At 46.2% G+C, this 11,985-nt stretch carries 13 protein-coding genes; 7 read left to right on the top strand and 6 right to left on the bottom strand.

The features are described from left to right. Together Q0Z62_RS09605 and Q0Z62_RS09600 are read left to right on the top strand one after the other, a co-directional pair. The coding region (locus Q0Z62_RS09605; RefSeq protein WP_298053885.1) for an IS3 family transposase at positions 1-106 on the top strand (106 nt) is incomplete at its 5' end. 190 nt (positions 107-296) lie between these two features. Continuing rightward, a complete protein-coding gene (locus tag Q0Z62_RS09600) occupies positions 297-1,973 on the top strand; it encodes a bifunctional diguanylate cyclase/phosphodiesterase (RefSeq protein WP_298053875.1) in 1,677 nt (558 codons plus the stop codon). A 50-nt stretch (positions 1,974-2,023) separates the two neighbouring features. On the opposite strand, the gene Q0Z62_RS09595 is transcribed toward Q0Z62_RS09600, so the two are convergent. Beyond that, positions 2,024-2,227 carry a hypothetical protein gene (locus Q0Z62_RS09595; protein WP_269901455.1) on the bottom strand — a complete coding sequence of 68 codons (204 nt, stop codon included), beginning with the start codon at positions 2,225-2,227 and terminating at the stop codon, positions 2,024-2,026. Between the two features lie 226 nt (positions 2,228-2,453). Here Q0Z62_RS09595 and Q0Z62_RS09590 point away from each other — a divergent pair, with 226 nt between their 5' ends. Continuing rightward, entirely contained in the window at positions 2,454-2,750 is a 297-nt protein-coding gene (locus Q0Z62_RS09590) for a type II toxin-antitoxin system Y4mF family antitoxin (RefSeq protein ID WP_269901456.1), read from the top strand. Positions 2,751-2,938: 188 nt separating this feature from the next. Here the strand turns inward: Q0Z62_RS09590 and Q0Z62_RS09585 are convergent, their stop codons facing one another. From Q0Z62_RS09585 to trxB, 3 genes are read right to left on the bottom strand one after another with little or no spacing between them, the layout of a single operon-like run. Further along, positions 2,939-3,268, bottom strand: coding sequence for a multidrug efflux SMR transporter (locus tag Q0Z62_RS09585; protein WP_298053872.1), 330 nt, complete (start codon positions 3,266-3,268; stop codon positions 2,939-2,941). 17 nt (positions 3,269-3,285) lie between these two features. Further along, on the bottom strand, positions 3,286-4,020 hold the full coding sequence (locus Q0Z62_RS09580) for a Smr/MutS family protein (protein ID WP_298053869.1): 735 nt from the start codon (positions 4,018-4,020) through the stop codon (positions 3,286-3,288). Continuing rightward, positions 4,007-4,966, bottom strand: a complete 960-nt coding sequence (gene trxB, locus Q0Z62_RS09575) for a thioredoxin-disulfide reductase (RefSeq protein WP_269901459.1) — start codon at positions 4,964-4,966, stop codon at positions 4,007-4,009. Before trxB ends, Q0Z62_RS09580 begins: the two co-directional genes overlap by 14 nt. A gap of 45 nt (positions 4,967-5,011) precedes the next feature. Between trxB and Q0Z62_RS09570 the strand changes: the two genes are divergently transcribed. From Q0Z62_RS09570 to serS, 4 genes are all read left to right on the top strand, one after another. Beyond that, complete coding sequence (locus Q0Z62_RS09570; protein ID WP_298053865.1) at positions 5,012-7,576, top strand: DNA translocase FtsK; 2,565 nt, start codon at positions 5,012-5,014, stop codon at positions 7,574-7,576. Between the two features lie 17 nt (positions 7,577-7,593). Then, positions 7,594-8,223 carry an outer membrane lipoprotein chaperone LolA gene (gene lolA, locus Q0Z62_RS09565; RefSeq protein ID WP_367180586.1) on the top strand — a complete coding sequence of 210 codons (630 nt, stop codon included), beginning with the start codon at positions 7,594-7,596 and terminating at the stop codon, positions 8,221-8,223. Between the two features lie 10 nt (positions 8,224-8,233). Beyond that, positions 8,234-9,574, top strand: a complete 1,341-nt coding sequence (locus tag Q0Z62_RS09560) for a replication-associated recombination protein A (RefSeq protein WP_298053863.1) — start codon at positions 8,234-8,236, stop codon at positions 9,572-9,574. 67 nt (positions 9,575-9,641) lie between these two features. Then, a complete protein-coding gene (gene serS / locus Q0Z62_RS09555; RefSeq protein ID WP_269901462.1) occupies positions 9,642-10,979 on the top strand; it encodes a serine--tRNA ligase in 1,338 nt (445 codons plus the stop codon). A 68-nt stretch (positions 10,980-11,047) separates the two neighbouring features. On the opposite strand, the gene Q0Z62_RS09550 is transcribed toward serS, so the two are convergent. Together Q0Z62_RS09550 and Q0Z62_RS09545 are read right to left on the bottom strand one after the other, a co-directional pair. Beyond that, on the bottom strand, positions 11,048-11,395 hold the full coding sequence (locus Q0Z62_RS09550) for a hypothetical protein (RefSeq protein WP_298053859.1): 348 nt from the start codon (positions 11,393-11,395) through the stop codon (positions 11,048-11,050). A gap of 46 nt (positions 11,396-11,441) precedes the next feature. Further along, positions 11,442-11,813 carry a hypothetical protein gene (locus Q0Z62_RS09545; protein ID WP_298053856.1) on the bottom strand — a complete coding sequence of 124 codons (372 nt, stop codon included), beginning with the start codon at positions 11,811-11,813 and terminating at the stop codon, positions 11,442-11,444. Positions 11,814-11,985: the final 172 nt, after the last annotated feature.

The following is an 11,985-nucleotide window of genomic DNA, read 5'->3' as shown; positions in this document are numbered from 1 at the left end:
AGAGAAACGGATTCATGAGTATATTTACTACTATAATCATGAAAGAGTAAGTACAAAACTAAAGGGGCTGAGTCCTGCGCAATACAGAAATCAGTCCTCCTTATAAAAACTAACCGTCCAACTTTATGGGGTCAGTTCATACTGGCTAAAAAGGGGGGATTACACTATTTATATTAATAGTTTATTCCCTTAAATTATAATAAAATAGTTTTTCTAGTAGTTACTATCCCAGCTATAGAAGATGAGGTCATTCTGTGGGCAGTAGTCGTTCAACCCTATAAAATTGTATTCTGGTTATGTTAAAAAAGCTGAAAGAAACACAGAAAGAACTCCAAGATCTGAAAGCGGCTCTGAATGAGCATGCCATTGTGGCCGTGACCGACAGTCAAGGCAATATCATTCAGATTAATGAAAAATTCTGCCAAATCTCTAAGTACTCAAGAGAAGAGCTACTAGGCCAGACGCATCGGATCATCAATTCTGGTTATCACCCCAAAGAGTTCTTTGAAAAGCTCTGGCAGACCATCTCCTCTGGAGAAGTCTGGAAGGGTGAAATTTGCAACCGGGCTAAGGACGGTGAGCTTTACTGGGTGGCGACCACTATTTATCCTGTTATAGGCGACCAAAAAAGCCCACTCCAATATGTTGCTATCCGCGCCGACATCACCCAGCGTAAGCGCTCGGAAAAAGAAGCCAAGCAAATGGCCTTCTATGACCCGCTGACCAATCTGCCGAATCGTCGCTTGTTGAAAGAACGCCTAGAGCAGGCCGCCCTCACTCAATCCAAAGGAGGAGGCGAGTGTGCCATGCTGATGCTCGACCTGGATAACTTTAAAGAAACCAATGATTTCTTTGGCCATAACATCGGTGATGAGTTATTACGTCTCATAGCGGACCGCTTGACGCAAAATGTACGGGGCACGGATACCGTCGCTCGTTTCGGTGGGGATGAGTTCATCATCTTGCTGGAAAATCTGGACACCGACCCAGAGGTAGCGGGCCAACAAATGATGAAAGTTGCCGATAAGATACGCAGTGCTTTGGCTACGGGTTTTTTCCTTGCTGGCCGACATGTAAGCTCATCCGTCAGTATAGGGGTCACCCCGTTTAATGCAAAAACGCCCATCTATGAAGCCCTCAAGCAAGCAGATATTGCGATGTATCAGGCAAAATCCCTTGGGCGTGATCAAGTCTGCCTGTTCAAGCCCGCCATGCTGGTTGAAGTCGAGGCTCAGGCGCAGCGTATGGCCGATCTGCGCCGTGCTATCCTTCGCGACGAATTCAAACTATTCTATCAGCCAATCGTCAGCTCCACAGGCACCATCCAAGGTTATGAAGCCTTAATACGTTGGCAACATCCTGAACTGGGAATGATCTCACCCGCCGACTTTATTCCTCTGCTGGAGCAGTCTGGTTTAATCATGGTGGTGGGTAGATGGGTGCTTAAAACGGCACTAAAAAAACTGGCATTATGGGCCCAAGACCCAGAGACCCAGCACCTGACTCTGGCCGTCAATATCAGTGCTGTACAATTCGCGAACGATAGGTTCGTGAGCAGCGTGGAAACCGCTTTGGAAGCGATCGGAGCGCCCCCTAGTCAGCTGTTTATGGAGCTTACCGAAAACACCTTCCACCGCAATACCAAACAGCTTATAGAGCGCATAAATCGCTTGAAGTTGCTTGGCATTCGTTTTGCCTTAGATGACTTCGGCACGGGTTATTCCTCTTTAAGTTATTTAAAAAGCCTGCCTCTGGATACGCTGAAAATCGATAGATCTTTTGTCACACCCGTCACCACCGATCCCAAAAGCGCAGCGATTACACAAACCATCCTCGCTCTAGCCCATATTCTCAACATCAAAACCGTAGCCGAAGGTGTGGAAACCGTGGAGCAGGCAGAGTTCCTGCGAGCCAGCGGGTGCGATGCTTTTCAAGGTTATTTGTTTGGTAAACCCCAAGCTAACACCCTGTAAATACGCACCCCAATGCCTAGGCTTAGGCTCGGTGCTGCATCGTGGTCCTTTTAGCGCCGGATATTGACTAACAGCGGAGCACCATTGACGGGGTCAAGAATCACATCGCAATGGACTTGATATAGTTTATATACCAGTGCGGGAGTAAGAATGTCTTGCGGGCTACCTTGGGCAATAATTTGACCACTATGCATAGCAATCAGATGCGTTGCATAACGGGCTGCATTCATTAAATCATGTACAACCATGGCCACCGTTTTACCCTGCTGGGCAAGATTGCGAATTAGCTCAAAGACCTCTATTTGATGGCCTAAATCTAACGCCGAGGTGGGTTGGTAATCCCCCCATTTTTAGCAGTGAAGTGACCCCCAAAATTCGGATTTTTAATATGTCCAACTTTTTGGGGTCACTTCATAGGTAAGTGTTTAGCCTGATCCGGTTTGGTATACACTGTATGCGAACGATTACATTAAGGGGAAAATGATGCATCAACTGATTACTACAGCGGATTTTGCGGTATTGGTGCGTAGTCGTAGACGTGAAATAGGATTAAGTCAGGCACAATTAGCCGAGCGCATTAGCGTGAGTCGACAGTGGATTATTGATATAGAAAAAGGCAAACCCAGAGCCGAGTTAGCCTTGATATTGGCTGTATTAGAGGCTTTAGGAATTCAATTGCAATGTAAGTTTTCTGTTGAACCTACAGAATTGAAACAAAATGTAGTAGAGGGTGAAGCGAAAATACGTGCCTTAGCGGATGAGTTTGACTTTATATAAACCTCTAAGTGCATACCCTAAGTGTCAAAAAACAGTAACTATCGCATAATACATACATGCAGGTGAGGAGACGACAACAGCCCAACTAATAGGGCGCGCCATAAAGGCAACAGCAGTAATCAAAATTACAATAAAACCCACAAAAGCCAATCTAATTTATTAGGTTGGCTTTTGTGTATTCTGTCTACCTATAAAGAGCCACTTTTTGAAAAGACATTTAAAACAAAGACGCCCGCTACAATTAACGCAATACCAATAAAAGCTGCTGTGTCTAGGCTTTGTTTAAATACCAGTAGACCAATAATCGAAATGGCGACGATACCAACACCAGACCAGACGGCGTAGGCAATGCCTACAGGGATATGGCGCAACGATAACGATAAGCAGTAAAAAGCGATCATATATCCCACTATTGTAATAATAGAGGGCCAGAGTTTAGTAAATCCCTCGGCTCCCTTGAGGGCCGAAGTCGCAATGATTTCTGCGATGATCGCAATGGTTAGATAGAGCCAGCTCATAGCATAGTAATTATAGGTTAAATAGAAAAATGGGGCGATGCACGCAGTAAGACTTTGACCGCACCCTCGCCACCCTCACGAGGAGCGCAGTCGGTGTAAGCCAACACAAAGTCTAGCTGGCTAAGCCAACGGCGTACCGTAGCAGGTAACACAGGGCCAGAGTCTTTAGATCCATAGCCTTTGCCGTGAACAATACGTACACATTTAAAGCCCTCGGCTAAGCTATGCTGTAAAAAATAGTCTAAACGAATACGAGCTTGATCTAAGGTCGCACCATGTAAGTCAATGCTACTGACAATAGCCCATCGCCCTTTTTGTAGGTGACGTAATACATCCGTACCACACATCGGATTTAAATAGCTAGGGCGAGGCTGCTCATCATAGTCCGTAGAGTAAAGGTCAGAGATACCATTTAATGAGGGCAAACGGCTTTGACCTATAGCATGTTGTTGACGGCGTTTAAATAGCTCTGCTTGCTGGGCGGCATGTTGTTTGCGTTTTTTTTGCTCGTGATGACGTTGGCTCGACTTTAATGGTTGTACATCACGCACAGCTTGTAAAAATAAATCACTATCCGCAGGGGCAATTGGGGTGGTTTTTTTCCCCTGAGAGGAAAAAAGGGTAGTGAAGCTTTCTTTGGGTTCGACTGGTCGCACAGCAGAAGACGTCTTCTGCTGTGTTTTGAGCTGCTTTTTTAAGGTCTTTAAGGTTTTGAGTTCATTAAAGACCTGTTGTGATTTATTTGCCTTCACTCTCTAGCCAACGTTGTGCGTCTAGGGCGGCCATACAACCTGTGCCTGCGCTGGTAATTGCCTGACGGTAAATCGTATCCTGTACGTCGCCAGCGGCAAAAACCCCCTCTACAGAAGTCATTGTAGCCATGCCTTCTAGACCACTGCGGGTAATAATATAACCGTCTTTCATGTCTAACTGACCTTGAAATAGTTCAGTATTGGGATGGTGACCAATAGCAATAAATACACCCATAACATCGAGGTCTTCGGTGGTATTGTCTTGGTTATTGCGTAATCGAGCACCCGTAACACCAGAGGCGTCCCCTAGTACTTCTTCTAGTTCGCAGAATAATTTCAACTTGATATTGCCGTTTTCTACGCGATCCATGAGCTTGTCAGTTAAGATCGGCTCTGAGCGGAAGGTATCGCGTCGGTGAACTAATGTTACGGTTTTACAAATGTTGGACAGGTACAATGCTTCTTCTACGGCAGTATTACCACCACCCACGACGATAACGTCTTGGTTTTTATAGAAAAAACCATCACAAGTAGCACAACCTGAAACACCTCGGCCCATAAATTCTTGCTCAGATGGCAAGCCAAGGTACATGGCAGAAGCTCCTGTGCATATAATCAGTGTATCGCAGGTGTATGTTTTGCCGCCGTCACCTTGTAAAGTATATGGACGCTGTGCTAGGTCTACCGATACAATTTGATCAAAGATGAGTTCGGTCTCAAAGCGTTCAGCATGCGCCTGAAAGCGAGCCATTAAATCTGGGCCGGTCACGCCATTTGCGTCAGCGGGCCAGTTTTCTACATCAGTGGTGGTCATTAATTGACCGCCTTGTTCCATTCCTGTAATAACTACAGGGTTTAAATTGGCACGTGCGGCATAAATAGCTGCGGTGTAACCAGCTGGGCCTGAACCAAGGATTAAAACTTTAGCGTGTTTAACAGTAGACATATTGTTATTTCCCAAAAATCAATGACCAGCCAATTATAATGAGTCATGGCTAGAATACCTGCAACCTCGAATCGATCCGCAAAAAACGTCCGTAACGGCCCCTCAGTTTGGCAGCAACGACTATCAACCATTTTAAGCGAAGCCCGCTGGCTCGTTTTTTTGGTTCTCGCTGCCTGGTTAACTTTGGTGCTTTATACGTGGAATAGTTCCGACCCAGCGTGGTCTTATTCCCTTGAAGCGGGGACCATCCATAATCAGGGTGGCAAAATAGGCGCCTATGTGGCGGATATATTACTTTACCTTTTTGGCTATAGTGCGTGGCTATGGGTGGTGCTATTAGTGCGTCATCTTATCGTCGGCTTTAAGCGCATGACCCTAATTGTAATGCCTACCGTTAAGATACAAGAACCATTACCCCGCGTACCGTGGGAATTAGGCATTGGGTTTGGTTTGTTTTTTGTTGGAGTCATGGGCTTTGAGGCCATGCAGATCAGATACGGAGACCACTTACCTGCCGGAGCCGGTGGGCAAATTGGTCAGCTCTTAAGCACATTGTTGCGGACTTACTTAGGGTCGGCTGGTGCGGTTATTATGCTGCTGGTGGCAATTTGTGTAGGGGCGAGTTGGTTTTTTTCTTTTTCCTGGTTGAATGTGACCGAGAAAATAGGTGGGTGGCTAGAGCATTTATATTTACGTTTAGCAGATTTTAAAACTCACAGAGAAGACCGTCGGGCGGGGCAGGCAAGTATTGCTGAACGCGAGGAAAGCGTAGCGACTAAACAAATACAGCGACAACAAGAACAACAGCGAACAGAGCCGGTATTGGGTTTGGCTGCCGAGCCAGCTCAGCGTAAAGAGCCGTCTTTGGGGTCATTAGCCGGCACACAAGCTGCAACCTTGGCTGAACAGGCAACGACTCGGTCGTATAAACATCCTATTTTTGATGATCCTGACCCAGAGTTCGAGTCGGCTCCTGCAGCGCACACGGCATTTGTTGCACCCGTTCACACCGAAGCCTTGGAGACAGTTTCTGAGGCTCTAGAGACAGAGGTCGCGCCGTATTCGCAACATGCGATTCAAACACAAACACAGGTTGCTATTGCAAAGGCAACAAAAGCACATCAACAGGTTGGTTTACCTCCCTTGGACTTATTAGAACCCGCCGAGGAGTTGGGTGAACCTATCTCTGCTGATACGCTAGAGTTTACGTCTCGATTAATTGAGAAAAAACTGGGTGACTTTGGTGTGAATGTGACGGTGATGGAGGCGCAATCCGGCCCTGTGATCACGCGTTATGAAATAGAACCCGCGACAGGAGTAAAAGGGAGTCAGATTGTAAACCTCTCTAAAGACTTGGCGCGCTCATTGAGTTTGGTCGATATTCGGGTAGTAGAAACCATCCCAGGTAAAAACCTCATGGGGTTAGAGTTACCTAATCCTAAGCGTCAAATGGTTCGTCTTGAAGAGATCGTTGGCTCCACTAATTTTGTCGACAGTAAGTCGCTTTTAACCGTTGCCTTGGGTAAAGATATAGCGGGTCATGCTGTGGTAGCAGACTTAGCTCGTATGCCTCATTTATTGGTGGCAGGTACGACAGGTTCGGGTAAATCAGTGGGGATTAATGCCATGATTTTATCCATTCTCTATAAGGCAACTCCAGAACAAGCTCGGTTAATTTTGATTGACCCTAAAATGCTTGAAATGAGTGTGTACGAGGATATTCCTCATCTATTAGCACCTGTAGTGACTGATATGCGTGAGGCGGCGAATGCCTTGACTTGGTGTGTTAATGAGATGGAGCGTCGCTATAAACTCATGAGCAAAATGGGGGTGCGTAATTTAGCGGGGTTTAATACAAAAATTAAAGAGGCCAAAGAGCGTGGGGAGAACATTCCGAATCCATTCTCTTTAACACCTGATGCGCCTGAGCCCTTAGATAACTTACCTTTTATTGTTGTTGTGATTGATGAGCTCGCTGATTTAATGATGGTGGCGGGTAAAAAAATTGAGGAACTTATTGCTCGCTTAGCCCAAAAAGCACGAGCGGCTGGGATTCACTTGGTTTTGGCTACACAGCGACCCAGTGTCGATGTGATTACAGGTTTAATTAAGGCGAATATCCCGACGCGTATTTCTTTCCAAGTCTCCTCTAAGGTTGACTCTCGTACCATTCTTGATCAAATGGGGGCAGAAACCTTATTAGGTCAGGGTGATATGCTGTATTTGCCACCGGGGACTTCTGTGCCTGTGCGGGTACATGGTGCTTTTGTGGATGATGATGAGGTGCACCGCGTAGTGAACTACTTAAAAGAGCAAGGCGAACCGGATTACATTGATGGCATTCTCGAAGGCGGAGCCCCTGGCGAAACGGGTGACGGAGTGAATGCAGTGACGGGCTTTGTCGATAGTGAGTCGGACCCGTTATATGATCAAGCCGTTGCCGTAGTGATGGAGACTAAACGGGCCTCTATTTCCGGCGTGCAGCGCCAATTACGTGTAGGCTATAACCGAGCAGCCCGTCTAATCGAAGAGATGGAAAAAGCCGGAATTGTATCGGCGATGGGTCCAAATGGAAATCGAGAAATTCTTGTTCCTATCAACAAGGACTAAATCAGCACAAGGAAATAATGATGAAATGGTGGAAAACTCTGAGCGTAGGGCTGGTTTTATTTACGGGTGCTGGAACCATTTATGCACAGACAGCAACTCAACAATTACGTGATTTTGTACAGCGGGTACACAGTGCATCGGGCCAGTTTAGCCAACACACCATTGATGCTCAGGGTGGACAGCGTCCAGCCCAAACGGGCGAGTTTGCCTTTGAGCGTCCCGGTAAATTTAAATGGCAGGTGTTAAAACCATACGAGCAGTTAGTGCTATCGGATGGTAAACAGCTCTATCAATATGACCCAGATTTGAATCAGCTAACTCAACGTGGCGTGGATCAGGCCATAGGGACGTCACCTGCAGCAATTTTATTCGGATCAGGAAATTTAGATCAAAGCTTTGACCTAGAGCCTAGGCCCGATGAGGATGGCCTTAACTGGTTACGAGCTTCTCCTAAGGGCAGTGATGCGGGCTTTGATTATGTAGACATAGGATTTAAATCGGGTAACCCAGTACGGTTGGTGTTGTTAGATGCTTTTGGGCAGCAGACATTAATCGAACTCTCTGCGATTAAAACGGATATTTCTTTTAAGAAAAACGATTTTAGTTTTACGCCGCCTGCAGATGTAGACGTGGTAACACTACCGTAGACTTATTATCATGGAGCAAGATTTATTTAATGCGGACAGTGTGCCTTATGCGCCTTTAGCTGAGCGTATGCGGCCTCGCTCATTGGACGAGGTTGTGGGGCAAACGGATTTAGTTGCTACAGGTAAGCCGTTACGGGTTGCTTTCGAATCCGGACGTCCTCATTCCATGATTTTTTGGGGGCCTCCTGGGGTCGGGAAAACGACATTAGCCCGCATGATGGCTCAAGGTTTTGATGCGCAGTTTATTGCTATTTCGGCGGTATTAGGTGGCGTAAAAGATATCCGTGATGCGGTCGTTAAGGCGCAGATTGCGCAGGGCCAAGGGCGACGAACTATTTTATTTGTGGACGAGGTTCATCGATTCAATAAGGCTCAACAGGACGCATTTTTGCCCTATGTAGAAAGTGGTTTGTTTACTTTTATTGGTGCAACCACAGAGAACCCTTCCTTTGAGGTTAACTCCGCTTTGCTTTCCAGAGCACGGGTCTATGTGCTTAAATCGCTCACAGTTGATGAGCTGTTGCTGCTAGTAGATAAGGCCATACAGGTTTTTATTTCTGACCTACAGATTGATTTGCATTTTACCCCTGAGGCAAAAGCAGAGTTAGCGACGTGGGCTGATGGTGACGCAAGACGAGTGATTAACGCCGTCGAGGTTGTGGCCGAGTCGGCGCATGCTGCGGGCATAGAAACGGTTGATAATGATTACCTAGAACAGTCTTTATCTCAGAATCTACGTCGATTTGATAAAGGCGGTGATGCTTTTTATGATCAAATCAGTGCTTTACATAAGTCAGTCAGGGGCTCAGATCCCGATGCGGCTTTATACTGGTTCAGCCGTATGCTCGACGGAGGCGCCGATGCTAGCTATTTGTCTCGTCGCATTGTGCGTATGGCGTGGGAAGACATTGGGTTGGCAGACCCCAGAGCCATGCAAATCGTTAATGATGCGGCAGCAACTTACGAGCGCTTAGGCTCGCCAGAGGGCGAGCTAGCTTTAGCTCAGGCTGTTATTTATATGTCTATAGCGGCTAAAAGTAATGCAGGCTATATGGCTTATAAACAGGCTCGACGTTACGCGGCAGAAAATGGAAGTGCCCCTGTGCCCGTTCATTTACGTAATGCACCTACAAAACTCATGAAAGAATTAGGGCATGGTAAAACGTATCGATATGCCCATGATGAGGCACATGGCTATGCCGCTGGTGAGACCTACTTTCCAGATGGGTTAAACCCACGTTTTTATATTCCCACGGACCGTGGTTTGGAACAAAAAATCTCTGCTAAGCTGCAGTTTTTAGCAGAGCTAGATCAGCAAGCCAAAAAAGCGAAACGTAGCAATCGATCATGATGTCTTAAATACTAGACACGAATTCGCTACAATCTATCTATTCTTATTATTCCTAGAGCCTATTGTTATGTTAGACATTAATCTATTGCGTAAAAACCTAGACGACGTGGTGGCTGCATTAGCCACACGTGGCGTGCAGTTTGATACTGAGCGCTTTAATCAGTTAGAAGCCAAACGTAAAGCCGTTCAGGTAGAAACTGAAAACTTGCAGGCTCGTCGCAATACGGTGTCTAAGTTGATTGGGCAGCTTAAATCCAAAGGGGAAGACGCCTCCAAAGAGATGGCTGAGTCTAAGGATATCCCACAGCAGCTCAATGAGCTAGAAAAGCAGTTATCTGCTATTCAACATGAAATGCATGATTGGCTCAGCGGTATTCCCAATACGCCGCATGCGTCTGTTCCCGTCGGCGATTCCGAGGAACAAAACGTAGAGGTATATCGTTGGGTTCCAGGTACAGATGACCCCGATGCCGTTCCCACACCCTTTGAGTTTGAGGTTAAAGATCATGTGGCGCTTGGTGAGGGCATAGGTTTGGATTTTGAGTCTGCTCGAAAAATTGCAGGCTCACGTTTTATGATGCTCAAAGGCCCCATTGCTAAATTGCATCGTGCTTTGGCTCAGTTCATGTTGGATGTACAAACCGAAAAGCACGGTTATACCGAATGCTATACCCCTTACATAGCAAATAGCTCTACCTTATTTGGAACCGGTCAGTTACCAAAGTTTAAAGATGATATGTTTTGGGTGACTAAAGGTGGGCAGAACCATACAGACGAGGACGAAGGGCCTGCCGAGGATTTATATCTAATTTCCACATCAGAAATCACCTTAACCGGCTCTGTGCGTGATGAAATTTTAAACACCACAGACTTACCTTTACGCCTAACAGCACATAGTCCTTGTTTCCGTTCAGAAGCCGGTAGTGGTGGTCGCGATACGCGAGGCATTATTCGTCAACATCAGTTTGATAAAGTGGAAATGGTACAGATTGTTCACCCTGAAAAATCCTACGAAGCATTGGACGAAATGGTGGAGCACGCTAAAACCATTCTACAAAGCCTAGGTTTACCGTATCGAGTAGTCTCTCTGTGTACGGGTGATATGGGCTTTTCTGCTGCTAAAACCTATGACTTAGAGGTTTGGCTGCCTGCGCAAAATACGTGGCGAGAAATCTCCTCTGTTTCAAACTGCGAGGCGTTTCAGGCTCGTCGTTTACAGGCAAGATTTCGCCCTGAAAAAGGCCGTCCAGAGTTTGTTCATACATTGAATGGCTCCGGTTTAGCTGTAGGACGTGCTTTAGTAGCGGTATTAGAAAACTATCAACAAGCAGATGGGAGCGTTGTGGTTCCAGAGGTTCTACGTCCTTATATGGGCGGTAAAGAACGTTTAGTGCCAAACACCTAACAAGAAAAACAGGCAAAAAGCGCGGTCAAGACCAATTTGGTTTTGCCGTGCTTTTTGCTTTTAGACGGTTAACGAGGGTGATGAGGTACTGACGGGCGCTGAGGCGCATTAGGTTGTTGGGGTGGTCTCACATGTGGAGGCCGGTGATGAGGAGGGTGAGGAGGCCGCACCGTTTGACTCTGACCATGAATTACCTTTCCCCCATAATTATCCAATTGAATCGTTGGTGCAATAATCATTGAGCCTGCATCGTATTCTTGACGAGGCTGTGGTGCTGTTGGGGTGTGCGGTTTTGTACGTAAAATAACGGTAGGTGAGCCGGTTTTATTTTCGATATGAAGAGTCTCCGCACAGGAAAGAGCGCTCATCATCGTTAAAAAGCAAACGGCTGTTATGCGTTTAGAGATAACGTTCATAAGATCAATATAAAACAAAGCCCGCCATTATTGGCGGGCTAATTTGTTAGTGATGTTTACGTAAGACTGGGTAGTCTTTGGGCATAGGTAATAAGAGGGGCTGTGTATTTGTGTTTTCGTCTAAGTGATTTGGACGAGATGAAGATTTATTACCTAGAGATAATACCCCCATTAATAATGGGACCCAAAATAATGCCGAAATGACCTTGCTTAGTAGACCATCAAGACTGCCATAACCTACATCGGCAGAGGCTTGAATATGTAGTGTCTGAGCAATGGCAGGAAACTGCCCTAAAAACTCAACAGCTAAGCTGCCAGGAATACGGAAAACCCAGCGTAGCGTTTCCCATATTTCCCAGAGTGATATATGCCCATCGGCATTTAGGTCAATGGCCCATTGGAAGGTTTGGATATGCATAACGGACTCCTTAAGAGACCCGCCTACGTTGCACGGGTGACAACAGGTATGAATAACTACTGTCTATCTAAATATAAGAGTCTAGCTATATCTATGCAAGTCGTATAAACCACAATAAAACAAAAAAGCCCCACGCAATGCGTAGAGCTTTAAAGTATGGCGGGCAGGGTGA

The sequence above is a fragment of the uncultured Paenalcaligenes sp. genome (assembly GCF_947630565.1).
GTDB classification, from domain to species: domain Bacteria; phylum Pseudomonadota; class Gammaproteobacteria; order Burkholderiales; family Burkholderiaceae_B; genus Paenalcaligenes; species Paenalcaligenes faecalis.
The sequence above is the reverse complement of the archived record's forward strand: the minus strand, read 5'-3'. Positions and strand labels throughout refer to the sequence as shown.

Coding starts and splice junctions, on each gene's coding strand:
- Q0Z62_RS09550 (WP_298053859.1), bottom strand. CDS start 11,395: ATGAACGTTATCTCTAAACGCATAACAGCCGTTTGCTTTTTAACGATG.
- lolA (WP_367180586.1), top strand. CDS start 7,594: ATGATGAAATGGTGGAAAACTCTGAGCGTAGGGCTGGTTTTATTTACG.
- Q0Z62_RS09570 (WP_298053865.1), top strand. CDS start 5,012: ATGGCTAGAATACCTGCAACCTCGAATCGATCCGCAAAAAACGTCCGT.
- trxB (WP_269901459.1), bottom strand. CDS start 4,966: ATGTCTACTGTTAAACACGCTAAAGTTTTAATCCTTGGTTCAGGCCCA.
- Q0Z62_RS09560 (WP_298053863.1), top strand. CDS start 8,234: ATGGAGCAAGATTTATTTAATGCGGACAGTGTGCCTTATGCGCCTTTA.
- serS (WP_269901462.1), top strand. CDS start 9,642: ATGTTAGACATTAATCTATTGCGTAAAAACCTAGACGACGTGGTGGCT.
- Q0Z62_RS09585 (WP_298053872.1), bottom strand. CDS start 3,268: ATGAGCTGGCTCTATCTAACCATTGCGATCATCGCAGAAATCATTGCG.
- Q0Z62_RS09600 (WP_298053875.1), top strand. CDS start 297: ATGTTAAAAAAGCTGAAAGAAACACAGAAAGAACTCCAAGATCTGAAA.
- Q0Z62_RS09590 (WP_269901456.1), top strand. CDS start 2,454: ATGATGCATCAACTGATTACTACAGCGGATTTTGCGGTATTGGTGCGT.
- Q0Z62_RS09545 (WP_298053856.1), bottom strand. CDS start 11,813: ATGCATATCCAAACCTTCCAATGGGCCATTGACCTAAATGCCGATGGG.